The organism is Cytobacillus sp. IB215316 (assembly GCF_033963865.1).
Classification (GTDB): domain Bacteria; phylum Bacillota; class Bacilli; order Bacillales; family SM2101; genus Nanhaiella; species Nanhaiella sioensis.
The window spans coordinates 353,520-379,545 of the sequence record NZ_JAXBMC010000001.1 but is presented as its reverse complement, the minus strand read 5'-3'; the positions used below and the strand labels follow the sequence as shown (position 1 = coordinate 379,545).

Below are 26,026 nucleotides of genomic sequence, written 5' to 3'. Positions count from 1 at the left end.
TCCTAGAAAAGCTTTTTTCTTTCTTTATCAATCATTTCTCTTAAAACAGAATCGGTGTTCTCGTCACGTAAAGCTTCATCAGTTGTTATTGAATGAGCACTGTTATTTTTTTTGATCCAACTACGAATAACTGTAAATACAATCACTCCAGCTACAATCAATACGATAAATGGTGTGATCCATGCAGAAAGGCTAAATCCTTGCTTAAGTGGGGCTGACAATGCCTCTTCGCCAATTTCCTCAACGTAGAAATTTAAGATCTCTTCCTTGTTCATCCCCTCTTGCATCATTTGAGCAACTTCTTCGTAATATTCTTGCTTAACAGGGCAAGTAGCCAGATCATCCCCCGCATGTCCTTCCATGGCAAGCATTGCAACAATGCTCTGAAATTGTGCCGAACTATAATCAACATCTTCTACTGCATAGGTACCCGAAGAAAATAAAAGTATAAGAAGCCCAGTTAAAATGAATAAGCGCTTCATCATTTCCCCATCCTTTCTACGCAAACCCTTAAGATACATGTCTCTGTACCCCTTTATATCTCGGTGTAATATTGCCATATTTTCCGCTCCAAACAGCAAATATTGCGCCTATTAAAACAACCATGCCACCCGTCCAAATCCATTTTACAAGTGGATTAATCCGAATAACAAATGTAGCTCTTAAATCTTGCTCCCAACCACTTAACACAATATAAAGATCTTCGTCCCAATTACTAATAAGAGCTACCTCAGTAGACGGTTGTTCGAATGAACCATAAAAGATTTTCTCAGCTTCAGCATATCCTAAATGTTGACCGTTTTTGTTAATTTTTAGAGTGGCAAACACTACATCATTGATACCTTCACGCTTTTGTTGTAAGTTCTCATAGGTAATTGTGTACTCTGCAAGTTCAATACTTTCTCCCATCGCTAGCGTCTTCATTGTTTCAACATTGAAGTTATTTGAACCAATTATACCTACTGCCATTAGAGCTATCCCAATATGAACGATATAGCCACCGTACCGTCTGCGATTACGTGACATTAAACGGCCAAGTGCAACAATGACATTTTCTCCAGTAACTGACTTTCTAGCCTTTACCCCGCGACTAATTTCAAGAATATGAGTAAAAATCATGAATGCAACAACAGCAAAGCCGATAATCGGATAAGCTTTTTTAATACCTAGAAGTATTAGTAACATAGCAACTAGTAAGCTCAAAATTGCTGGAATTAAAAAGTTTTTTCGTAGATTTCTTACAGTTGAGCGTTGCCAAGCGATTAAAGGACAAATAGCCATAACAAACATTAATGCAAGCATGATAGGTGACATAACTGTATTAAAGAAAGGGACACCAACCGTAACCTTCGTTCCTTTAACCGCCTCAGAAATGAGTGGGAAAATTGTTCCCCAAAATACTGCAAATGTCGCACCAACAAGTATTAAATTATTGATTAAAAAACTACTTTCTTTTGATAAAAATGACTCAAACTGTCCGCTGTTTTGTCTTAATAAATGAAAACGACTCATCATTACATATAGTGCAAATAAGACTGCAAGTGCCATAAAAATTAAAAAGTAAGTACCTAAATTACTATCTCCAAAAGCATGAACTGAAGTTAAGACGCCACTTCTTACAAGAAAAGTTCCAAATAATGTTAATGCGTATGAAAGAATAATCAAACTAATATTCCAAATCTTCAACATCTGCTTGCGTTCTTGAATCATTACCGAGTGTAAAAAAGCAGTAACAGTTAACCAAGGCATGAAGGATGCATTTTCAACAGGGTCCCATGCCCAATAGCCACCCCATCCGAGCTCAAGATAAGCCCAATAACCTCCGATTATATTGCCAAGAGTTAAAAATAACCACGCTACTATTGTCCAACGTCTCGTCATACGAATCCAAAAAGCGTCTACATTCTTTAGTATTAAAGCAGCGATAGCAAATGCAAAAGGTACAGAAAGTCCTACATAACCTAAGTACAATGTTACTGGATGTAAAATCATCCCTGGGTCTTGTAACATTGGATTTAAACCTTTCCCAACCTCTGGAATAATATCATTCAGTTCAAAAGGTTTCGTAGTCGTTGCTAACAAGAAGTAAAAGAAAATAATATTTCCAAGCATGATTGTTCCAATATAAGGAACCATTGGATTGCCTTTCATTTTTCTTGAAAACACAACCATCGTTGCGTACATTGTTAAGAAAAATGTCCATAATAATAAAGAACCTGCATTACCTGCCCATAATGCTGAAAGCTTATATATAAGTGGTAAATCGCTACTTGTATACGTAGAAACATACTTAAATTGAAATTGACTTGTACCTAAAGCGTAGAATAAGACAAACATTGAAACACTTGTTAATAAAAAGATCGATAACACACCATTCTTCCCACTATTTATTAACTTTTGGTTTTGCTTTCTTATTCCTAATATGAGAATAATAAATGAATAGATTGAAATGACTAATGCTAAATAAACAGCTGTACTACCAATTAAATACATGGCTAATCACCTTTCTTTACTCCTCATTTTCTATCTTTTTATGAAGCTCTGGGTCATAGTCACTTTTATCTTGGTCTTCATATTTGGATGGACACTTAGTTTGAAGTTTCTCAGCAAAAAACACACCATCCTCTTGTATATACCCCTCTACAATTGCAGTTACATCTTCACTAAAATTGTCTGGTCGCACCCCTTGATAAAATATAGGAAGCTCATTACCATCTTCGTCTCGTACTGTAAAGCGAAGTTCTATATTATCTGCATTCCAATCAATTGAATCTTCAATTAATAATCCTTGGGTCATGACGAATTTATCGCTGTACTTCTCTTCATTTGCTAAAAGTTGTGTAAGTGTCAACTCTGTACCGCTTGAACCTGGTGTAGCAGCTATGAGCAATGTGAGAATAGCTATGATGATCAAACTTCCACCAAACAATACTTTTTTATTTTTGTTCATTCCATTCACCCCTCAACTTAGTTCACTCATTTTTTTGCGATACGTTTGTTCATCAATTTCACCATTAGCCAACATGTTTCTTAACTTCTTTTTATCTTGTTGTCGGTTTGTAGCTTTAATTTCGCTTTCACGTTCTTTGTGTTTCTTTTTCTGAAAAATTAACAGCATGATTGTGAATAAAAATATTAATGAAATGACAACGATTGCAATAATTGTATTTGTTGATAACCCTCCATTATTTGATGAGTTAGTTTGTATTAGGACACTATTGTTGTTATTTGGTGCTATTTCAGCAATTTTACTAGTTGTCGTTTCGTTGTCTTTCTTCTCATAAGACACATCAAATACTTTCTTCTCCCCAGCTGTTAATTGAATAACCTCATACAAATACATGTTAATCCCCATTGTATCTTGTGAATGCTGATCAGTTGTTGGTTGTATGGCAAAATCACTTGCCCCTAATGGTTCAAAGAAAATAATGTTTATAGCGTCCATATTATTGTCAGCTACGTATTCATATGTAAAATTTTTCTTATTCCCGGTATGGTTTATATCATGATAGTAATATTCAATAACAAATTTATAACCTTGCCCTGGATCAATAGGTTCGTCTGGCATAATCGTTACTTTGTTAGAATTCTTCTTCATTTGTACTCCAATTTCTTGAAGTGATTCTTTTGTTCCATCGAGGGTATGTGCTGCTAGCCCTATAAAAAAATTTTTCTTATTCACAGGTAATGTTAGTTCGATACCTTGGCTAATTGACTCAGAAGATTGATTTACAATAGTGCCATGATAACCAACAAGAACAGTTGGTTCATCATTATTAGCATGAGGATGATTCGTGTATTCCGGCATAACGATTATTGTAATGTCTTCTATAGATATGTTGTCGTAAGATGCTAGTATAGATGGAGGAAAGAGAATACTCATTAGTACCAAAATGAATATTGGAAAACATTTTTCTTTAACATAAGGAGTCTTCATTTTTTTCACCTTATTTCCCATTTCTTTCATTTCTAATATGATTGTATTAAAAATTGCTTGGTTACAACATATTGGTAAACCTATTGTCAAAAATCATCCATATTTTAGTTCACAAAAACTTCATACCAAATTGTGACTTATGTTACAGACATTACCGAAAGATAGAATCGCACTAAGGATCATCACCCGACGAATGACAGATTCCTATAATATAGAGATGACCTTCACCCTTCAATGATTGGAGTGGTGACTTGCGGGATAGGCGCTAATCCTTGACAATACCGTAATCCCACTAGGCCCAAAAGTCGTGTCTTGTGAAGGTTACTTTCATACCATTTTGGCTCCTTAGCTAGTGTATTCGAGCCACTTGGTTTTACTGAAAAGCTGTATTGAAAGATGGAACCAGCTATCTGAAATCCATTTAAAAAATAAACCATTCAGCTTGATTCAATTTAAAATTTACAGTATATTAATAATAAACACGATTCTTGTGATTTATTTCACATATATATTAAGACCATTGTCTTATGAAGGCTCTTATCAAAACATTTTTCTACTATTGATAAAACATCTAGATCAAATTAGTGTGATATTTGTACAATGTCAAACATATCCTTGCACGTACCACCTTATAAACAATGGAAATATAGTTTTTAAATGAACAAAAATGCACCGTACAATATAGCCGTATTGTACGGTGAAAATTAGTTTGTTAATCATCGTTCTGTAAGTGCTTAATTTTTAGGTGGTTGTTGATTTGGAAAGTAATCATTTATGACATGGTCTTTCTTTTTAAAGACATCTGGTTCATCATAAACAGCTTTTTTCACTTTTGCTATTTCTTCTTTTAGTTCGTCAATATTTACATCAAGTTTCACTAACTCTTCAGTTGCAATAATAATAGCTTCATTTAATGCTTCAGTAGATTTTTTCATACTATCCATTGCACCTTGAGGGTCATGGAATCCAGCAGAATTTTCTGCAGCTACAATATCAAATAACCACTGTCCTTTACGAACAAGTTGTTGTGCTTCTTCAATTTTAGACTCAGGAGCACCAGTAGTTATCATCTTATTAATATAGTAATGTGCATCAATGGATATTTCTTCGGCTTTGTGTAAGTTTTCCATATGAGCATCTTGAATGCCTTCAACCCGATCTATAAGCTCTTGCTCAGTCTTGTCTGCATGACATGTACGACATGATTGCTCAACCGTTTTTAAAGGTGAAGTCCATTGGTGACTAGTAATCTTTTTCTTACCGTCTGAACGTTCGTATGGCATATGGCAATCCGAACAGGAAACTTCAGCAATTCCATGAGGGCCTTCAGACCAAATTTCGAATTCTGGATGCTGAGCTTTTAGCATTGGTGCACCTGAAACAGTATGAATCCAGTCTTGTGCAAACCCAGAATCTTTTGCTATCGTATCGTAGTATTCATACATTTCTTCTGGCTTTAATCCATTTGTCCATGGGAATGTTACTGCCTTCTTTTCTGGTTCAAAATAGTACTCTACGTGACATTGTGCACATACATACGTACGCATTTCATTTTTTGTAGGGTTTGAAATGTCTACTCCCCTTGCTTCCATAGCTGTTGCAAACATTGGACGAGTGACACGTAATTCCATCGTTTCGGGATCATGACAATCTGAACAACCAATAGGAGAATGTCCTAATTCTTCAGCACGAGGTACAATCTCGTTTCGAAAGTTTGCCGACCAGTATCCGTCTCCAAACTCGTCTTCCTCTAACAAAATAGGGACTGCAGTACTTTTACAAGTTAAACAAGAACCAATTGACTTATCCGTAATTCTAGCAATATTTACATTATCTTCAATGGCGTAAATGTGTCCACGATCTTCATTATATTCCTTTGCAAATCCGTAACCATTAAAAATTATTGGTAAATAAGGCTCTTTAGTATGATCAAATTTTGACGTTGGTACTGATCCACCGTATTTCGTATCAGACATTTCTTCATTACGCTTATAGCTTTCATACTGTAACGGAAAAATATCAGCAAATGCTTCATTATTTATTTCGTCAGCTGATAGTCCCGTATTGTATAACTTTTTAGCAGTTGTACTTTCTTTCGCTTCATCTGAACCACAGGCAGCAATAATAGAGATTAAAAAAATTACTAAAGCAGTGGGAACTATAATTCTTTTGATGTTTCTATGCATTTTCCTCACCCTTTCTCAAAAGATTCGTTTCGATTATTAATGTCATAATCCGCAGGTTTAAACCATTCATCTGTCTTAAAGTTGCCATTACCATGAGGGATTTGCCTATGACAATCCGTGCAATTTTCTTTTGCATCATGTGATAAATTATTTAGTGTTCCTTCGTGACAGCTTTTACAGTTTTCTTGAATAACGTCAATGGTGGCTGTTTTCGCATGAATAACATCAGGAATCTTATCTGCCCCAAATGTATTCATGTAAATATCATGCGTTCCAGCTTTCGCTTTAAATAGTATTTTCCTTCCAAGGCTATCAGTTGGAGCATGACACTTATTACAGGCGATATTTGCATGTGTAGAGTCTGCAAAGCTACTATAGGCTGAATCCATAGGGTGACAAGTCGAACAAAATTCTGCACTATCTGTATAATGCATTGTCTCAGCACTTGCTACTGCCACAACAACTCCTAAAAATAGCCCAATTAAAATAACGACTTTTTTATCCAGCGCTTTAAGCTTTTTCACCATACCTTCCCCCTCCTCTTCTGTCATTTTTATATCTTCTTCATACAAATTAAAAGGCTAATTAGTATGTCAGCCACTTAATAAATTGACACATGTGAAAAAATGAGCAATTTGATAAATATTGATTTACCGCTTGGTGATGATAGAAAAGTATAACCATATTTCATTCACGAATAATAACAATTGTGAAAAAAAGCCTACCTATAGGTTTATTGTACCTTTCCAACTAAACATTACCATATTTTATTGAATGTTTGATAAGCCATAATTGACAAACTATTGTCTATAAAAGGGCCAAATTGTGTACATTTGGAAAAATAATTGATTCAAGTATATTTAACAAAAACGGAACAAACTGTTTCCTCTCAACAAGCATTGGAACGTTTTTGAAGAAAAAATATTTTGTTTTCTCTCAGTCAGTTATAACGTCTTGACAGGCTAGGTGAGAAAGCTAGCAAATAAAAAAAGTAGGCTTTACTAATAAAAAGTAAAACCTACCTGAATGAATATATATGTTCGTTTTTACCTAATGGCTGTTTTCAATGTAAGATGCTACGAAAGCTCGGTTTATACGTGCTTATCTATTAGAACGAAAAGCAACAACCAATGCGAAAACAGCCTAATGTAAAGAGTCATCCTACTTAGCTGTAATGATGAAAAGATAATACACTTATAATTTGTAATGATCGTTCTTTGTTTAGTAACTACGTAAAATTTTCCTTATCAATTAACTTAACGATCAACAAATTTTTCATTATCATTTTTATCACCCTCCTGTAATTATTTGAAATGATTATTATATGATTGGGTAAGCTCTAAACGACTTTTCTCTTTCTTCATCAATCATTTTTTTTACTTGCTCTTCTCGATAAGCTTTTTCAATTGAATACGTTCGTTTATTAATTGTAATTGTGATAGACAAAATATTGAATTTCATATGGCTTCACCTCCTTTAAGTTCATTGCATACACTATGTTCAATTTGACGATAAAAAACCACAGGTAAATTTTCTATACCTGTGGTTAAAATAATCAAAATTATTTTATAAATAAGCATTAAAAGGAAAGATGCTATTTATATAAAAAGCCACAGGTATACTATTCAACCTGTGGCGTGTATGCTTAGTTAGTTATTGAAACACCCGCATTCCGACATCGGTCGAGTAGTAAGAAATACTATTTAATTTAATAAGTTTAAATAATTTGCCTAACATTAAATTCGACCTCCTTATCAGAATTTGTTTATTTCATAGGAAAGTATAACCAATTTATGATGTTTTGTAAAGGGCTTTTTTGTAAAAAATAAAATAATTTTCTTATTCTAGATCACTTACTATTTTTTTATACTTAATTACCATGTTAAATAAGAGATACGCTACAAATAAAAAAATATATGTCATTGCCATTAATAAGTTGACATTAGTCGCTTCCTGAACATGTTGATTAATAACAACACCTAAATATAAAAAGACACTAATTGCAATTAAAACAAATGCAATTCTTGTAAAGTCGACAATTTTAAATTTCAAATCACGTAATTGCTTCTCATCCATTTTAAGTTTGTCACCTACTTTTCTAAGTATCTATAAATCTACTTTAACATATCTTAGTAGGTCAAAATGAATGTAACTTTAACCAATTATAAGGTAGGAACCAATCACAAAAATAAATTAACTTCACTATGGCTGTTGTGAATGGGCTCATAATCTATAGAGAATAGGTGTCTAACTGGAACAAAAAAAAGGCGAAAATACTTTCGCCTTTTTTTATTTATCCTTTAAGTGCATTAGCTAAGTCTGCGATTAAATCTTCCACATCTTCAAGTCCTACTGAAATGCGGACAAGACCATCTGTTATACCTAGCTCTTCACGACGTTCTTTTGGTATCGAAGCATGTGTCATTTTTGCAGGAACTGAAATTAAACTTTCAACTGCGCCAAGGCTTTCCGCCAATGTAAAATACTTAACTTGCTTAAGTAGTTGTTCTGCTTTTTCTTCACTACCAACATCAAATGAAATCATACCACCATAGCCTCTAACTTGTTTTTTTGCTATATTATGATTCGGATGACTACTTAATCCAGGGTAATATATCTTTTCTACACCTGGATGATTTTGTAAAAATTCAATAATTTGTTTAGTATTTCCTTCGTGCTCTTCCATTCGTATTCCTAACGTTTTGATTCCTCTTATTAATAACCATGAATCCTGAGGGCCTAATATGCCACCTGTAGAATTTTGAACAAAATGTAGGTCTTCCGCTAATTGATTGGAATTGACTACAACGAGACCAGCAACGACATCGCTGTGACCGCCAATATATTTTGTTGCACTGTGCAATACGATATCTGCTCCAAGATTTAAAGGTGTTTGCCAATATGGTGTACTGAACGTGTTATCTACGATTGTTAACAAGTTATGTTCCTTTGCGACTTTAGAAGCTCCTCTAATATCAGTAATTTTTAGCAACGGATTTGTAGGTGTTTCAATATATATTGCTTTCGTATTTGAACGGATTGCTGTTTCGATATTTGACAAATTACTCGTATCAATAAAAGTCGATTCTATTCCTAGCTTGTTTAAAACTTTCGTCATTACACGGTAAGTTCCACCATATACATCATCAGTTAAAATGACATGATCGCCGCTGTTAAATAACATCATCACTGCTGTAATTGCTGCCATTCCAGAGCTAAATGCAAACCCTGCTGTTCCTTCTTCAAGGTCTTTAATGAGCTCCTCTAAAGCATGTCTTGTTGGATTACCTGTTCGTGAGTATTCAAATCCTTTATGCTCACCTATCCCATCTTGCTTATATGTGCTTACTTGATAAATGGGAATAGAGACAGCACCTGTTTGTTGATCATTCGGAATGCCACCATGGATTAATTTTGTCTTTGGTTTCATTTTATATCGAACCTCCATAAATCTGTTTACTTAAATAACGTTCGCTACTGTCTGGAAAAATAGTTACGATGTTCATTTTTTTCTTAGCCCGACTTGCTTCAATAAGAGCTGCATGGAGTGCTGCCCCTGAAGAACTACCAACTAAAAGCCCTTCTTTTCTTGCTAGTTCTTCTACTCTCATAAAGGCATTATTATCAGATATTGTATGAATTTGATCAAAATATTTTGTATCCATATAATCTGGAAGAAATTCCATACCGATTCCTTCTGTCTTGTGGGGTCCTATATCACCACCATTTAAAATAGATCCTTCGGGTTCAACGATGACTGTTTGTAACAAATTATTTTGTTCTTTTAAATATTTCGCAGTTCCCATAAATGTTCCACCCGTTCCTGCTCCTGCAATAAACATATCAATATCACCATCTAGTTGGCTCCACATTTCAGGTCCTAAGGTTTTATAATAGGTCATTGGATTTGCCGGGTTGTTAAATTGCTGAGGACAGTACGAGTTTGGAATCTCATTAAGTAGTTGTTGAGCTTTTGAAATTGCTCCCCTCATACCTTCACTCGTTGGTGTGTGTATAATTTCAGCACCTAGCGCTTTCATTAGCAATTGTTTTTCTATACTAAATTTTTCAGGCATACATACAATTACTTTCAGCTTATGTCTTAGTGCTGCTAATGCTAATCCGATGCCTGTATTTCCTGCAGTAGGTTCAATGATCGTACCGCCAGGTTTAATTGCACCAGACTGGAGAGCTTCTTCAATGAGCTCTTTACCTAACCGATCTTTAATACTGCCACCAGGATTGTAATATTCAAGTTTTGCATAAAGCTTTACTTGTTTTGGTAAAGGAAATTGCGTTAGCTCAATCATTGGGGTATTACCAATTAAGTCATGTACGCTGTGAACAACACGCATAATTATTTTGTCACCTCAAAAATTTTTTCTGAATGATATTTTCGCATTAATAGTTGCTTTAGAATAATAGGCTGTTTTTGTATAGAATGTTGTTTTTCGTGCTAAAAGAATAAACACGGATATGATTAGTTTGCGTAGTATCTATTTTAGGCACTATAAAAAAATTCACGAAAAGAGCCTTGTAATAAAAGCTATACACTACGACACCTTTTCTTCTCTAAAGACTATAAAAAATCATACTATACGCATCAGTTACTCAAATTTACGTAACAAAAAGCAACAAAGTTTGCGAAAAGAGTCTTTTGTAATAAGTGCGAAGTTCTGTGAGTTTATTTAAGCCCTTCTACCATATTCATAACTAAATTGGCTGAATGTAAAGCAGCTGTTGGTAAAAATTGTTCGAAAGAGATATCTGATTCTTTACCAGCTATGTCTGAGAGAGAACGTATTACTACAAAAGGAACCTCAAATTGGTAACAAACTTGAGCAATCGCTGCCGCTTCCATCTCAACTGCATACAAATCGGAAAATTTATCTCGTACCATTGCTACTCGGCTAGGGTCACTCATAAAAGAATCACCAGTAGCAATAAGTCCTTTCACTGTTTGAATATTTTCAATGTTCTCTGCTGCTTTTTCCGCTACGTTCAGAAGATTATTATCTGCTAGAAAAGCTGGTGGTAATTGTGGAACTTGTCCATATTCATAACCAAAAGCTGTTACATCTACATCGTGATGGCGTACTTCTGTTGAGATCACCACATCCCCAACGTTTAATGACTCCAATAGTCCTCCAGCTGAGCCAGTATTTATGACATAGTCAACGTCAAAGCGATCAAGTAGAATTGACGTACTCATTGCTGCATTTACTTTGCCAATACCTGACTTCAGTAATACAACTTCAACTCCATGTAAAGAACCTTCAGTGAATTCACATCCAGCAATAACACTTACTTGTTCGTTGTTAATGTTATCTCTTAAGATGATGACCTCTTCTTCCATGGCACCTATAATTCCTATTCTCATCTTGGTTTCCCTCATTTCTATATTCCTTTATTCCTTATACCATTTCTCCGTGTCACGAGGATATACTAAAACTCCACTCAATATTGTAACATATTCAACAGCTAAACCATTTACTGCAATAATCTATCTCCACTGCTAGTGAAAGACTTGAGTATCAGTGAAATCAGGTGGAAACTCTACTCGACCTGATTGAAATATCCCATCTATAGAAGTGGGGTTAAATTCCTTAATATAAACTTAGATCAATTCAGGTCAAAAAGCCTATTATACACATTTCTATACCCCGAATTCATTTAAGTGCTTCTAATTTATCATAGAAATTATTTCTTAGCAATTTGCAAGTATATCATCGTTAATATTATCGTAAAAGAGCAAAATATAATATTTTCGTTCACTCTCACATTTGATAAAATGGACGATACATACAATTGTGGAAGGGTGTCAGTCAAATGGATTTTTCTTTAGATATACTCAAAGATAAGGTTGAATTTTTTGAAGCGCAAGATTTAACAACATTAGAAAAAAAAGTTAATGAACAAATCGAAGTTAATAAAGCTATATTATTAGAGGTTCATCATATTTCTCATCAAATGCAGTTTGATCAAGACGGTAGAAGATATTTTAGTGCTGTTGTTCACTTTAAACGCAGCAATTAGATACATTTTTTGTTCTTACCCACCTTCACCTCTGAAAGCTTAGTAAACTTATACATTGATGAATTAAGTATATACTATTTAGATTTAAGCTCTTTTCATAAACTTTATTGTTTGTTTACTAAAATGGACAACCTGATGAGCTTTATGAGAGCTCAGTAATTGAAGTAGAAAAGGTGCTACCAACACTAGATGTATACGTGCTTTTATACATTAGAACGAAAATGGGAAAATCAGCCTTGATTTAAAATAAACCGCCTTTGCAAGTAGCAAATGGCGGTTTATACTTAATCTTCTGAGGATTCCTCGCTCGATTCTTCCTCTGTGTTTTTGTAATATGGACTATCATTCTCTTTTAATTGCTCTACTTTAGTAGGCTTCCAGCCTTCATTGTCTACCCATTCCATATATACTTTGTAAATTAAGCTAGCGTCTACATTTGAAGCAATTGTAGCAAGAGATTTATTGGGACCGTCATTCCCTAAAAACCACAAAGTATAATCTTCTTTAGCAATTCCTGTTGCATAACTTATCGTTTTTTCCATCTCAACTCGGTCTGTTGTGCCTTCGTCAAAAACGGTCACCACATGATCTGCTTGCTCTGTACCGACTGGTTGCCACGAATCACTAGTTATTGTTTTAATAATGTTAGAATCTTCGCTAGCAGTTGTTTCATCTAAATCTGTAACTGGTTCAGGTGAACTATCCTCGGCTATTTGTTCGTTAGTGTTAGAAGTATTGTTGTCATCTTCGTTAGAAACGGCTTCGTTGCTTTCTTCTATACTACCTTCATTGCTCTCTTCTAGATTATTCTCGTTATTCTCTATGTTATTATTATCATCAGTTTCATCAATTGTTGAGTTAGTTTCTTGAGATTCGTCATCTTCCGTTATTCCAACAGTTGCATTACCATTATCTTGTTGCTCAATACTATCTGATGCAACTGGATCACTACCTTTGGAAAATAGTAGCTTTCCTCCAAAGAAAACAATTAACAAAATGACTATTCCAATTAAAATATTTAATAATAAATTCCCTCTCTTACGCTTTTTATTCCTTTCGTAGCGAGGTCCCTCATATAAATCTTCAATATTTCCCCTCACAAAAAGTCCTCCTCACTCTTATATGTATATGTCTCATTGTATCATTAGATAGGTAGCTATTATATAAGTTTTGCCATTTTATGAGCTACCTTGTTCAATTTCATATATTGTTTCAATTATTTCATAGAAGACATCATTTGTCACAGCATTGTTTTCTTGTTGTTTTAAATCAACTACAACAAGTGCATATTTAGGATTTTGCACAGGAAAATATCCCGCAAACCATTTATTATGTAATTCCTCACCATCATCATTCTTAATACCTAGTTGAGCTGTTCCTGATTTACCAGCAACCTCATATGAATTCCCTTGAAATGCTCTTCCTGTTCCCTCCAAGACAACTGTACGAAGAAGTTGCTGTAATTTTAAAATTGTATAGGGTGAAAGGGGTTGATTGTCTTTACTTGTTTGTATAGGAAATGAATATAGTGTTGTTTCATTTTTATATAGTATATCACTGACTACTCTTACTTGCAGCTCTTTACCACCTCTTGCGATTGTAGCCATCATATTGGCAATAGCCAATGGTGTAACTTTAACATTTTTTTGTCCATTTGCAGTTTGTGCAATAGCTTTCGGAGATGTCTTATCAGATTCTTCAACCCAAATCGTTCCAGTCCCTACGTATGGCAGTTGGTTAAATTCTTCAAAATGAAATACATCGCCATTCCAAATTACAGGATTTATTAAGCCCAGTTTAGTAGCATATTCTTCAATACTTTGCGAGTTTAATTCCATAAGCTCTTGTGCTAATACTGAAAATGTATAATTACAACTATTAGCAAAGCTTTCTTCAAAGTTTAACATACCAGAAAGATACTGTGATTTCCCCTCTCCATACATATCCAAGTCACAATCAAATATGCGATTCGATTGCAATAAATTGTGTTCAATCGCTGCAGCAGCAATAACTGGTTTAAACACAGAACCTGGGGTTTGCACTGTTAACATTCTATTTTCTAGTGCATCATCCACGTACGGGTCTGAATGGTTAATTGATGGTACGCTTACCATTGCAACCACATCATTTGTAGCTATGTCAATTAACACGAGGCCACCATCATTAAGTTGGTGTTTGTTCACAATTTTTTCGGCTGCAATTTGAATTTCTTTGTCAATCGTCGTTTTGATAGTTACAGGGTAAAAAGGATTTGCTGGCTCAGTATATTTTACTTCTAAGCCAAACAACGGTCCATTTTTTCCATCTACATGATACAGAAGCTTAGATTCTGCTTCAGGCAAGACAAATTCATTAAACTGTTGTTGTAGACCAGAAATACCTCCTTTTAGATTAATCGATTTTGCTCCGTTGACTTCTTCACTATTTACTGGTGCTTGCTCATATTCACGTACTAAGCCAATTAAATGTTCTGCAATTTTGTCTGGCATTTCATTCTGCCGGTTCACAGCAAAAACACCTGGAATCTTCAAATCATTTATCTCTGTCATTTGAATATCTGTTAAGGTAAAAGCCTTCCCCTCTTCAAATACAATAGGTTCGTTTGCAGTTTTTACTGCCACATTTAGCTTTTCTGGAGACACATTTATTAAACGGGCAACTTGTTCGATTGGCCAGTCCATATTCTTAAGAAATGGAAATAAAATTAAACTAGGTTGATTAACATATGTTAGTGGTTCATTATTTTTATCAACAAACTTCCCACGTCCTTGGTCAATTACAACCTGCTGAGTGCGTTGTGAAACACTTGCTTCTAATAAATTGATATTGTGCTTTGAAAACTCTTCTGTTTGAATAAGCTGGATTTGTATAAGTCTAATGATCAGGACTATGATAAAAATAATTACACCAACGGATAAATTTATTGTTCTTTTTCTAACATCCATAAAAAAAACACCTCATCAGCAGTTTTGACAAGGTGTTTCGGATTAAAACCTATTGGACGGATACTATCTTCACTAACATTTCTCCACCAGGCGTTTGAACTTGTACTTCTTCACCTATTTGCTTACCAATTAGACTTTTTGCAATAGGTGAGTCATTTGAGATTTTCCCTTCAAATGGATCAGCTTCAGCACTACCTACGATCGTATATGTTTCTTCTTCACCATCAGGTAGTTCAACAAATGTAACAGATTTTCCTATAGAAACCATATTTGAATTACTGGAGTCTTCTTCAATAATTTTGGCATTTCTAATCATATTTTCAATTGTTGTAATTCTACCTTCAACAAATGCTTGTTCTTCCTTTGCAGAATCATACTCTGAATTCTCAGAAAGGTCACCAAAACTACGAGCAATTTTTATACGTTCAACTACCTCTTTACGACGTACTGATTTTAAATATTCTAATTCCTGCTCTAATTTTTCCTTACCTGCTGCTGTCATTGGAAATATTTTTTCAGCTGCCATTCCCTTCACTCCTCTTGTTATTAACGATCAAAGTTTGAATTATTCTTACATATGTACAATTACCATTTACGAATATCTTAAAGACGACAATTTTAATGATAATTAATCACGTATCATTAAAATTGTCATGCCAAAGATATGAATATTATACAATGATTGCATTTACATTTATCTATGCTATCGTATTACAAAATAGACTTTTGTTCAAGAATTGTTTGAATTTTTGTTACCATTAGGTCAATCGCAACATGATTGCGTCCCCCTTCAGGGATGATAATGTCAGCATAACGTTTCGATGGTTCAATAAATTGATTGTGCATAGGGCGTACTACAGACACATATTGATCAATGACTGAATCTACAGTTCGTCCTCTCTCCTTAATATCCCTCAATATTCGACGGGTAATCCTTATATCTGCATCAGTATCTACATATAGCTTAATATCCATATAATTCCTTAAGCGTTCATCTTCTAAAACTAACATGCCTTCAAGAATAATGACATCTTTTGGTTCAACAGGGATAACCTCTTCTGATCTTGTATCAATCGTAAAATCATATACTGGCTTCTTAATGCTTTCAAATGCAAGCAGGGATTCTATATGATCAATTAATAAATCATTGTCAAATGCTAACGGATGATCATAATTTGTTTTACGTCGTTCTTCTATAGATAAATGACTTTGGTCTTTGTAATAGTAGTCTTGCTCAAGGATTAAAATCGAATGCTCTTTCAAATGCTCGTAAATTGCTTTAGTAACACTTGTTTTACCAGAGCCAGAACCTCCTGCTACACCTATTACTACCGGTTTCTTCCCCATCTTAGTTCTCCTTTCGCATCATGTTGTTCGGGAAGACATCCTTGTCCACTTTAAATTTAATGATTTGTAATGGATGTCTTGCTGCATCCAGAACGTTCCCATCCTCATCCCAAATTTCTTCGATTTTTTGAGTGAAATTTTCAATTTCTGGTCCAAAAAATTCGACTTCTTCTCCTGGCTTAAAATGATTACGTTGCTGTAAAGTAACTATTTTGGATTCTGTATTGTAGTCCAATACTAATCCAGCAAAATCAAATGCTGTTTTCTTGCTATGATTTCCATACATTTGTTCTTTATACCCCGGAACACCCTCAAAAAATGCTGGAGCCGTTTCACGATTTGCACATTTATCAAGTTCCTCTAGCCATTCTTGTTTAATAGTAAAATGATCTGGATCAGCACAATAAGCGTCAATAATTTTTCGATACACGCTTACTACAGTAGCTACATAATGAATGGACTTCATACGACCTTCAATCTTTAAACTGTCAATACCTAAGTCAATCATTTTTGGAATCGATTCAACTAACTTTAAATCTTTCGGACTCATTGCAAATGGTGCATCAGTTTCCTCAAACAATGCCACTTCATCATCGTTTGAGTTAAGGCTATACAAGTCATAATCCCATCTACAAGATTGGCAACAACCTCCACGGTTAGAATCACGTGCAGTCATATGATTACTTAACGTACAGCGCCCTGAATAGGAAATACACATTGCCCCATGGATAAATGTCTCAATTTCAATATCAGTCTTTTCCTTAATTTCTCTTATCTCTTCCGCACTCGTTTCACGACCTAATACAACACGCTCCAGTCCTTCTTCTTTCCAAAATTGAACTGCCTTCCAGTTTGAAAGTGATTGCTGTGTACTTAAATGGACCTCTAACTTAGGAGCAACTAGTCGACATGTTTCGATAATCAACGGATCTGCAACAATAATTCCTGTTACACCAGCACTTTGAAGCCCTTGTAAATAATCTTCTAAACCATCAATATTTTCATTGTGAGCATAAATATTTGTAGTTACATATATTTTAGCACCATAATTATTGGCGAACTTAACCCCTTCTGCCATTTCTTCATGGGAGAAATTATCAGCATTGGAACGTAAGCCATATTCTTGACCTCCAATATACACTGCATCTGCTCCGTACTGGACAGCTATTTTTAACTTTTCTAAATTACCTGCTGGGGCTAGTAATTCAGGCTTTTTAGTAATAACTCTTTGGCCATTAATCATAGCAGAAATTCCATCTTTTAATGCAACCATAATTACTACCTCCTTTTATGTCTAGCTTTTCTTTTGTTCTCCCTCTAACACCTATCTCCTGGAAGTCATAAGCTAAGCCGCCAAGAAGGTTAAAAAACAACCTTCCTGCGACTTTTCTTATGCTTGTCGGAAATGTACGAGGTGAACGAGGCGCTTGCGCTTTTCTTATTGTCTAGCTTCAGCGCCTATTCCCTCGAGGTCACTTCGGCTAATCACCCGAAGGCAAACTACGCCTTCTTGTGATTTGACTCCAGTGCTTGTCGGGAATGTACGAGGCGCTTGCGCTTTTCTTATTGTCTAGCTCCAGCGCCTATTCCCTCGAGGTCACTTCGGCTAATCACCCGAAGGCAAACTACGCCTTCTTGTGATTTGACTCCAGTGCTTGTCGGGAATGTACGAGGCGCTTGCGCTTTTCTTATTGTCTAGCTCCAGCGCCTATTCCCTCGAGGTCACTTCGGCTAATCACCCGAAGGCAAACTACGCCTTCTTGTGATTTGACTCCAGTGCTTGTCGGGAATGTACGAGGCGCTTGCGCTTTTCTTTAATAAACTGTTTCTTTGAAGAAAAATCCACTATCTAACGGACGATTTTGGGGTTGTATCTTTTCAATTTCTTCAATAAGCTGGTCTTTTTGTTCTTCGTATTGCTCTCGATCTTTAGCACATAAATCCATCGCATATCGATATTTTTTTGTAACCTCAAGTAAATATTGAGGTGATTTTAATACCCCATCTATTTTAAAGCTATCTATTTCAGCATCCATCATTTCTTCTAACTCATCTATTATACAAATATCATTTGGACTCATAATATGTGTTCCATTTGCGTCTTCGAAGATTGGATATTTGTTGTTTCTTTCATTATCGTGTAGAAATAAATTTTTGTTATTGCTATCGTTCTTTACTTCCATTGACTTACCTTGGAATTCAAAGTAGTTACCAATCAATGAACGTTTTGAATGGAACATACATGTCATACCATGGACTTGTACTTCTAGCTTCACTTTAGCATGTTCCTTCATTTCAAGGATCGCATCCATATTTAACTCTCTAGCTAGAACAGCACGTTCAGCACCTTTTCTTCCCCAATAGTTGCATGTATACCAGTTAGTAGCTGTTGTTTCCGTATTCCAATGCAACCTCATATTTGGTGCGATCTCTTTCACAGTCATTAACACAGAAGGATCACCGAAGACAATTGCATCTATCCCAACTTCATTTAAATAAGAAATGTAGTCTGGTAGTTCACCAATTTTGTCGTTATGAAATATGCCATTCATAGCTACATATACTTTTCTATTTTTCGCATGGGCGATTTGTACTACTTCTTTTATATCATTTCTACTAAATTCCCCAGCTAATCTTAAACCATACCTTTGTTCACCTATAATAAAAGCATCAGCCCCTGCTTGAATAAGTGGCTCAATATCTTCCACACAAGTAGGGGTAACTAATAATTCTGGTATCCTCATTTTTTAGTCACCTCTTCGCTTACTAATTGCCATGCCATCTCCTACTGGTAAAATAGTTGTATCATATAAAGGGTTCTTCATTAACCACTCGTTATAATTTCTTATTTTGCTAATAAGTTGATTAGTACGCTTATTTTCTGTATCTATTTTGGAAGCTACAAAACCTTTATATAAAACATTATCAGTAATGATTATTGCATTTTGTGAGAGCATAGGGCTATACAATTCAAAAAATCGTTTATATTGCCCTTTTGCTGCATCTATAAATAAAAAATCAAATGGACCTCTATGCTTCACTTGTTCTTCAAGTTCAAGGGCATTGCCAAATAAAATATCTATTTGCTTTGAACATCCACTCTTTTTTACGAAATCACGTGCAGTATCATATCGTTGTTTGTGACGTTCAACTGTTACAATTTCTGCATGTGGCAAAGTTAATGCCATCCTTATAGCAGAATAGCCAATCGCCGTTCCAATTTCCAAAATTTTTTTAGGTTGCGCAATACGTAATATTTGTAGTATTGCTTCTATTCCAACGAGCTCCATTATCGGTACATGATGCTCGATTGCATACTGCTCCATTTCGTGTATTAGAGGCTGTCTCTCTCTTACGAGACTCTCTAAATAGGTATTCACTAGCTCGACATCCACGCTATGCTACCTCATTCCTGTAGATTATCATTGTTCTATTAGACTGTTTTCGCATTGATGGTTGTTTACGTACTAAGAATATAAACCCGTTACATCTAACGTTCTGGTGATCTTTGCATGTATAAAACGATACAAACTTATAAAACCACTTCTTACGATTCTAATTGAGTAACAAAAACAACAAATTGATCGAAAAGAGCCTTAAAAAAAGAAGAGTTCGACAAAAGAACTCCCAACAACTCGATATATTTTACCATAACAACAAGGGGATTGCGAATTATTCTCCGCCCCCCCTTTAATTACCACTTTTTATACATATAATTTGTTCGATCTCTTAGTCATTCGTAATATATTGTGCTTTTAGCGCATTATGTTCTTCAAGTGTTTTTGCATAAAAGACATCTCCCGATGGAGCTGCTAAGAAATATAGGTAGTCTGTACTTGCTGGATTTAATGCAGCAATGATGGACATTTCTCCTGCATTAGCAATCGGACCTGGAGGTAAACCAGCATGCATATAAGTGTTATATGGAGAATTCACTTCTAAATCTTCGTATAGTACGCGATCCTTATGCTTTCCTAATGCGTATAACACTGTAGGATCGGTTTGTAGCGGCATACCAATATCCATTCGATTGTAAAATACACTAGATATCTGTTCTCTGTCGGTTTTTGCTGTAGCTTCTTCTTCAATTAATGAAGCCATCGTTAAGACTGTGTGTGCAGACATTCCTAACCCAGCAATTTCTGCATCATAATTTAATAATACTTCTTGCGTTTTAGCTAACATTTTTTCTACAATATCCTCAATTGAAGGATCTTCTTTGTAAAAATCGTAAGTTGCCGGAAAGAGATATCCTTCAAGGGGATATTTAATATTTTCACCTAGAATTTCTTCCGTCAAGAGATCAGGATAGTGAGATTGAAGTGTAGCTATATACTCTTTGTCTGTAAGTTTTGCCATCACTTCATCTTCAGAATAATTCGTTTTCTCTGCAATTATTTTACCGATTTGTGTTAGTTGTTTACCTTCAGGAATCGTTATTTTAAAAACAACATCTTGTATAATCACACCGGTTTTAATACTATCGATCAACTCTTGAAAAGTCATCGACGGACTCAATTCATAGTCTCCAGCTTGAAAACCTGATTCATTTTTAAACTTAATATAATAGCGAAATATTTTAGCATCTTTTATAAGACCGTTTTCCTCTAAAATATTTGCAATAGCAGTTGATGAAGAACCAATCGGTATCGTAATATTAACAGTTTCCTCATTTTCCGGTTCTACTGGTTGTAGAGCTGATTTTATATATACATAGCCGCCTCCAATAACTCCAGCTATTACAATTAATAAAACTAAGGTGATAACAAGTACAATTCTTCTAATAACTCTAGCTTCTTTATGTTGTTCTATAATTTTTTCCTGCTTTTCATTCTGTGCTTCTTTCTCAGACATATCGAGTCCTCCTTTCACTCGAACTATTATACTACATTTTTTTTATCATTCGCCATTTGCTTACAAAATTATTCTAATCTTAATAGGTAAAATGAGTTAAGTGGTACCGTAGAATAATCATGTAATCGCAATTTTCATAAAGCATAAGTGTTTCACTCATCCTCGACAAGCCTTGAGGTCATTCATTTGAAGGCGTTTTACCTTCAGGGAAAATGATAAAGTGGCTTTGATGGGTAAGGCAATGCGAATAAAAAAGACTGTTTTCACATAGATTGTTGCTTTTCATACTAAGATTTATACGCACGTATACATCTAGCTTTCTTGGCATCTTCAACGACGCACTAATTTAAAAACAATAGCTACAGATTTTACGAAAAGAAACATAAATAATGATAAACATCATGCAGTAAATATAGTTCAGAGAAATCTCACTTTTTTATCTGTTAAAATAGATAAGGCCGACTCTATTTTGTAGCTAAAAAGCTACCATTAGAGTCAGCCTGGTCCTTATCTGTAATAATAACTACATTTACACTTCTTCGTTTTCATCAAGGAAAGTATTAAGCATTTCTTCAACCATATCCCACTCTTCATCAGTTTCAATAGGCTGTAATTCACCATCTTTATTGTCATCACTCGGAACAAAGCTTGATGCATGAATTTCTATATCTTCATCTTCATCATGGTCTGCTCCAACTGGATAATAAAGTACATATGATTTACCGAATTCAGCATTTTCAAATGTAAAAAGCACTTTACATAGCTGTTCATTCCCGTTTTCATCTACTACCGTTATTTGATCTTCGTTATGTGTCATACTTTCACCTCATTAGTTTTTACTGTCCAAATATCCTTGTAAAATCATCACTGCTGCCATTTTGTCAATGACTTTCTTTCTTTTCTTACGACTAACATCTGCACTTAATAATACACGTTCAGCTGCCATCGTAGATAAACGCTCGTCCCATAATTGGGTTTCAAGCTGAAATGTTTCTTCCATCAATTTAGCAAATGCTATACAAGCTTCTCCCCTTGGACCAACTGTACCATTCATATTTTTAGGAAAGCCGACAACAATTTTCTGAACTTCATATTGTTGAATGAGTTCTTTTAGACGGTCCAACCTAAATTCATTTCTCTCTTCGTCGATTTTTATTGTTTCGATACCTTGGGCAGTCCAACCCATTTCGTCACTTACAGCTACCCCTATCGTTTTAGTACCGACGTCTAATCCAAGGATTCGCATATACTTACTCCTTACGGTGATGCTCTAAATAAGATTTAACTAACTCCTCAATCAATTCATCACGTTCAATTTGTCTTATAATGTTCCTAGCGTCTTTATGACGAGGAATATAGGCAGGATCGCCAGATAATAAATATCCTACAACTTGGTTAATTGGATTGTAACCTTTGTCTTGCAAAGCATCATAAACTGTAAAAAGTACATCTTTTACATTTGTTTCGACAGGTTCTTCTGAAAAATTAAATTGCATTGTTTTATCGAACGAGCTCATTATATGCACCTCACCCTCAAGATCCGACTGTTGAATCTGTCAAGTTTTTCATACTTACATTGTACACTAAATATATAAATTATAAAACGGATTTAACCCATTCTTCAACATAGTTTAATGCACTTTCAAGTTTATTAGGGTCTTTTCCACCTGCTTGTGCCATATCAGGTCGACCACCACCGCCACCGCCACAGCGTGTAGCTACTTCTTTGACTAATTTGCCGGCATGGTAGCCCTTTTGAATTAAATCCTTAGTAACACCCGCTACTATATTCACTTTATCATCATTAATAGCACCTAAGACAACAACGGCTGAGCCTAGATTTTGTTTTAATTCATCAACCATTGAGCGTAAATTATTCATATCTGCTGCATCTACTATACTCGTTAGAATCGAAACTCCATTCACATCTTTAACTGCATTGACTAAATTACTTGCTTCGATATTTCCTAACTTTGCCGATAAGGATTCATTTTCACGCTGAACCATACGTAATTCGGATGTCAAAGATTCAATTCTGCTCGTAACATCCTTCGGATTTACTTTTAATTTGTTTGCAGCTTCATGTAATAACTGAACTTGCTCATTAATTACTTGATATGCCCCTTGACCAGTAACGGCTTCTATACGCCTTGTTCCAGCACCAATACCTGATTCTGAAATAACCTTGAATAAACCGATGACTGAGGTATTCGGTACATGGCAACCACCACATAGCTCTAAACTGTAGTCACCTACTTGAACAACACGTACAACCTCTCCATATTTTTCACCGAAAAGTGCCATTGCACCCATTTCTTTTGCTTCGTCAAGTGATTTATAGTCAATTTGAACTGCAATGCTTTTCCAAATTTGTTCATTAACGATAGACTCTATTTGATCCAATTCTTCCTGTGTCACTTGACCAAAATGTGAAAAGTCAAATCGCAGACGATCAGCATTTACCAATGAACCAGCTTGATTAACATGTTTTCCTAATACATCTTTCAACGCTTGGTGGAGAAGGTGAGTAGCCGTATGATTCTTAATAATATTTAACCGTTTTTCTTCATTTATTTTCGCTTCAAATGCTTGACCTTTTTGTAGTGTACCTTTTTCAACGATAACATGATGAATATTTTGTCCATTTGGAGCTTTTTGCACATCTTTTACTTTTAATACAGTATCTTTATTTTCAAATAATCCCTGGTCAGCAATCTGCCCACCGCTTTCAGCATAAAAAGGTGTTTTATCAACGATAATTTGTGCCTCTTGCCCTTGTTCTATACGTTCAACAAAGTCACCATCTTTAACGATTATTTCAATTTTACTTCCAGCCTTTGTTTGTTCATAACCAACAAAGTTACTTTCAACCTTAACGTCACCTAACACTCCGCCTTGCACTTGCATTGAATCAACATCTTGACGAGCAGCACGAGCTCGTTCTCTTTGGAGCTCCATCTCTTTTTCAAATCCTGCATGATCAACCTTCATATGTTCATCTTCTGCATATTCCTCAGTAAGCTCAACTGGAAAACCGTATGTATCATATAAACGAAACACATCTGTTCCAGAGATTGTATCACTGCCATTTTCTTTCTCTTTTTTAATTACACTAGCTAAAATCGTTAAGCCTTCATTAAGCGTTTCATGGAAACGTTCTTCTTCATTTTTCACAACTTTTTGAATAAATTCAGTTTTCGCCTTTACTTCTGGATAAAAATCAACCATGATTTCTGCTACGGTTGGTACAAGCTCAAACATAAACGGTCGTTGGATATTAATTTTCTTTGCGTAACGCACAGCTCGACGTAATAAACGACGCAATACATAACCTCTTCCTTCATTTGATGGAAGTGCACCATCACTTACAGCAAAAGTAACTGTGCGAATATGGTCAGCAATTACTTTAAATGCAACATCTTTTGAACTGTCTTGACGGTATTTTTCATTTGAGATATGCTCTGTCGCTTCTATAATTGGCATAAAAAGATCCGTATCAAAGTTGGTTGGGACATCTTGGATAATTGAGCACATGCGTTCAAGTCCCATACCTGTATCAATATTTTTCTTTGGTAGAGGAGTATAAGATCCATCAGGATTATGATTAAACTGTGAAAATACTAAATTCCATACTTCTAAATAGCGCTCATTTTCTCCACCTGGAAATAATTCAGGGTCATTGGGATCATTCCCAAATTGCTCACCACGATCATAAAAAATTTCTGTATTTGGTCCACTTGGCCCTTCACCAATATCCCAAAAATTCTCCTCTAATCGAATTATACGTTCTTTCGGAACACCAACTTCCTTATTCCATATTTCAAACGCTTCATCATCTTCTGGGTGGATCGTGACAGAGAGCTTTTCTGGATCAAACCCTATCCACTTATCACTTGTTAAGAATTCCCATGCCCAATGAATTGCTTCATTTTTAAAATAATCTCCTATAGAAAAATTCCCCAACATTTCAAAGAAAGTATGATGACGAGCTGTTTGCCCAACGTTTTCGATATCATTTGTTCGAATCGATTTTTGGGCATTACAAATTCTAGGGTTATCTGGAATAACTCTGCCATCAAAATATTTCTTTAATGTAGCAACACCACTATTTATCCATAACAGCGTTGGGTCTTCATGTGGCACTAATGAAGCACTTGGTTCTATTGCATGGTCTTTTTCCTGAAAAAAATCTAAAAACATTTGGCGTACTTCTGCAGAGTTTAGTTTCTTCATGTTAATATCTCCTTTTAGAAATTGTTCAATAAAGCACTGAAAAAAATATTTCACTAATTGAACACACTTTAATAATGGCTCTTTCCGAAAGCTATGTTGTTAATGTCACCGAATTAGAAAATAAAAAGAGTTTAATACGTTTCACATCTTTTTAAGAAGAAAAGATGCCACCAACGAAAGTGGTGTACGTGTTTATTACTAATTCGAAAAACAACAAACATTGCGAAAACAGCCTTAAAAATATAAAAAACCCCCATCCCAAAAGCAGGGACGAGAGTTATACTCGCGGTACCACCCTGATTATGAACAATTTCGAAAAGCGTAAATTCCACACCATTTCTGGTAAATGACAAGCGCCTTACAGAAAAATATGTTTGTTCATCACTCATGATAAGCCGTAACGTGGCAAAACGGCAGGGTTTATCTGCACTCAAGATTAGCTTTCTGTTATCCTTCACCTAGAATTTCTTTCAGCCTAAAGGGAAATT

General features: G+C 35.1%; 24 protein-coding genes and 1 other annotated feature (1 of these 25 running past the window's edge). Of the genes, 1 reads left to right on the top strand and 23 read right to left on the bottom strand.

Annotated elements, in window-relative coordinates:
* Positions 1 to 2 precede the first annotated feature (2 nt).
* The 11 genes from SLH48_RS01685 to mtnN form a co-directional block, all read right to left on the bottom strand.
* The gene (locus SLH48_RS01685; RefSeq protein WP_320256794.1) at positions 3 to 521 is read right to left on the bottom strand and encodes a cytochrome c-type biogenesis protein CcmH; all 519 of its coding nucleotides are present in this window, start codon (positions 519 to 521) and stop codon (positions 3 to 5) included.
* Positions 511 to 2,493 carry a heme lyase CcmF/NrfE family subunit gene (locus SLH48_RS01680; RefSeq protein WP_320256793.1) on the bottom strand — a complete coding sequence of 661 codons (1,983 nt, stop codon included), beginning with the start codon at positions 2,491 to 2,493 and terminating at the stop codon, positions 511 to 513. Before SLH48_RS01680 ends, SLH48_RS01685 begins: the two co-directional genes overlap by 11 nt.
* A 16-nt stretch (positions 2,494 to 2,509) precedes the next feature.
* Positions 2,510 to 2,950 carry a cytochrome c maturation protein CcmE gene (locus tag SLH48_RS01675; RefSeq protein ID WP_214480371.1) on the bottom strand — a complete coding sequence of 147 codons (441 nt, stop codon included), beginning with the start codon at positions 2,948 to 2,950 and terminating at the stop codon, positions 2,510 to 2,512.
* A gap of 12 nt (positions 2,951 to 2,962) precedes the next feature.
* Complete coding sequence (locus tag SLH48_RS01670) at positions 2,963 to 3,937, bottom strand: hypothetical protein (protein ID WP_320256792.1); 975 nt, start codon at positions 3,935 to 3,937, stop codon at positions 2,963 to 2,965.
* A 734-nt stretch (positions 3,938 to 4,671) separates the two neighbouring features.
* The gene (locus SLH48_RS01665; RefSeq protein ID WP_320256791.1) at positions 4,672 to 6,123 is read right to left on the bottom strand and encodes an ammonia-forming cytochrome c nitrite reductase subunit c552; all 1,452 of its coding nucleotides are present in this window, start codon (positions 6,121 to 6,123) and stop codon (positions 4,672 to 4,674) included.
* 5 nt (positions 6,124 to 6,128) lie between these two features.
* Positions 6,129 to 6,650 carry a cytochrome c3 family protein gene (locus tag SLH48_RS01660; protein WP_214480374.1) on the bottom strand — a complete coding sequence of 174 codons (522 nt, stop codon included), beginning with the start codon at positions 6,648 to 6,650 and terminating at the stop codon, positions 6,129 to 6,131.
* A gap of 793 nt (positions 6,651 to 7,443) precedes the next feature.
* Positions 7,444 to 7,584 (bottom strand): YrzI family small protein, encoded by a 141-nt coding sequence (locus SLH48_RS01655; RefSeq protein WP_214480375.1) that lies wholly within the window; start codon positions 7,582 to 7,584, stop codon positions 7,444 to 7,446.
* 378 nt (positions 7,585 to 7,962) lie between these two features.
* Entirely contained in the window at positions 7,963 to 8,199 is a 237-nt protein-coding gene (locus SLH48_RS01650; RefSeq protein ID WP_320256790.1) for a YrhC family protein, read from the bottom strand.
* Positions 8,200 to 8,416: 217 nt separating this feature from the next.
* Positions 8,417 to 9,553, bottom strand: coding sequence for a bifunctional cystathionine gamma-lyase/homocysteine desulfhydrase (locus tag SLH48_RS01645; protein ID WP_214480377.1), 1,137 nt, complete (start codon positions 9,551 to 9,553; stop codon positions 8,417 to 8,419).
* Position 9,554: 1 nt separating this feature from the next.
* Complete coding sequence (locus SLH48_RS01640) at positions 9,555 to 10,478, bottom strand: PLP-dependent cysteine synthase family protein (protein WP_214480378.1); 924 nt, start codon at positions 10,476 to 10,478, stop codon at positions 9,555 to 9,557.
* Positions 10,479 to 10,807: 329 nt separating this feature from the next.
* On the bottom strand, positions 10,808 to 11,503 hold the full coding sequence (gene mtnN / locus SLH48_RS01635) for a 5'-methylthioadenosine/S-adenosylhomocysteine nucleosidase (RefSeq protein WP_320256789.1): 696 nt from the start codon (positions 11,501 to 11,503) through the stop codon (positions 10,808 to 10,810).
* A 449-nt stretch (positions 11,504 to 11,952) separates the two neighbouring features.
* On the opposite strand from mtnN, the gene SLH48_RS01630 reads away from it, so the two are divergent.
* On the top strand, positions 11,953 to 12,159 hold the full coding sequence (locus SLH48_RS01630) for a YrzA family protein (protein ID WP_214480380.1): 207 nt from the start codon (positions 11,953 to 11,955) through the stop codon (positions 12,157 to 12,159).
* 284 nt (positions 12,160 to 12,443) lie between these two features.
* Here the strand turns inward: SLH48_RS01630 and SLH48_RS01625 are convergent, their stop codons facing one another.
* From SLH48_RS01625 to alaS, 12 genes are all read right to left on the bottom strand, one after another.
* On the bottom strand, positions 12,444 to 13,259 hold the full coding sequence (locus tag SLH48_RS01625; RefSeq protein ID WP_214480381.1) for a YrrS family protein: 816 nt from the start codon (positions 13,257 to 13,259) through the stop codon (positions 12,444 to 12,446).
* A 78-nt stretch (positions 13,260 to 13,337) separates the two neighbouring features.
* Positions 13,338 to 15,104 (bottom strand): penicillin-binding transpeptidase domain-containing protein, encoded by a 1,767-nt coding sequence (locus SLH48_RS01620; RefSeq protein ID WP_320256788.1) that lies wholly within the window; start codon positions 15,102 to 15,104, stop codon positions 13,338 to 13,340.
* 49 nt (positions 15,105 to 15,153) lie between these two features.
* Positions 15,154 to 15,630 (bottom strand): transcription elongation factor GreA, encoded by a 477-nt coding sequence (gene greA / locus SLH48_RS01615; protein WP_214480383.1) that lies wholly within the window; start codon positions 15,628 to 15,630, stop codon positions 15,154 to 15,156.
* Between the two features lie 185 nt (positions 15,631 to 15,815).
* On the bottom strand, positions 15,816 to 16,451 hold the full coding sequence (udk, locus tag SLH48_RS01610) for a uridine kinase (protein ID WP_320256787.1): 636 nt from the start codon (positions 16,449 to 16,451) through the stop codon (positions 15,816 to 15,818).
* Position 16,452: 1 nt separating this feature from the next.
* Entirely contained in the window at positions 16,453 to 17,724 is a 1,272-nt protein-coding gene (locus SLH48_RS01605; protein ID WP_320256786.1) for a U32 family peptidase, read from the bottom strand.
* Positions 17,725 to 18,265: 541 nt separating this feature from the next.
* Entirely contained in the window at positions 18,266 to 19,195 is a 930-nt protein-coding gene (locus tag SLH48_RS01600; protein ID WP_320256785.1) for a peptidase U32 family protein, read from the bottom strand.
* A 3-nt stretch (positions 19,196 to 19,198) separates the two neighbouring features.
* The gene (locus SLH48_RS01595; protein WP_320256784.1) at positions 19,199 to 19,831 is read right to left on the bottom strand and encodes an O-methyltransferase; all 633 of its coding nucleotides are present in this window, start codon (positions 19,829 to 19,831) and stop codon (positions 19,199 to 19,201) included.
* A 349-nt stretch (positions 19,832 to 20,180) separates the two neighbouring features.
* A complete protein-coding gene (mltG, locus tag SLH48_RS01590) occupies positions 20,181 to 21,305 on the bottom strand; it encodes an endolytic transglycosylase MltG (protein ID WP_320256783.1) in 1,125 nt (374 codons plus the stop codon).
* A gap of 529 nt (positions 21,306 to 21,834) precedes the next feature.
* Entirely contained in the window at positions 21,835 to 22,122 is a 288-nt protein-coding gene (locus SLH48_RS01585; protein WP_214480388.1) for a DUF1292 domain-containing protein, read from the bottom strand.
* 12 nt (positions 22,123 to 22,134) lie between these two features.
* A complete protein-coding gene (ruvX, locus tag SLH48_RS01580; RefSeq protein WP_214480389.1) occupies positions 22,135 to 22,551 on the bottom strand; it encodes a Holliday junction resolvase RuvX in 417 nt (138 codons plus the stop codon).
* A 4-nt stretch (positions 22,552 to 22,555) separates the two neighbouring features.
* Positions 22,556 to 22,822 (bottom strand): IreB family regulatory phosphoprotein, encoded by a 267-nt coding sequence (locus SLH48_RS01575; RefSeq protein WP_214480390.1) that lies wholly within the window; start codon positions 22,820 to 22,822, stop codon positions 22,556 to 22,558.
* 79 nt (positions 22,823 to 22,901) lie between these two features.
* Positions 22,902 to 25,538: an alanine--tRNA ligase gene (gene alaS / locus SLH48_RS01570; RefSeq protein WP_320256782.1), complete on the bottom strand. Its 2,637-nt coding sequence runs from the start codon at positions 25,536 to 25,538 to the stop codon at positions 22,902 to 22,904.
* Between the two features lie 263 nt (positions 25,539 to 25,801).
* Positions 25,802 to 26,026 (bottom strand) — a binding site (T-box leader); it runs 63 nt beyond the window's last position.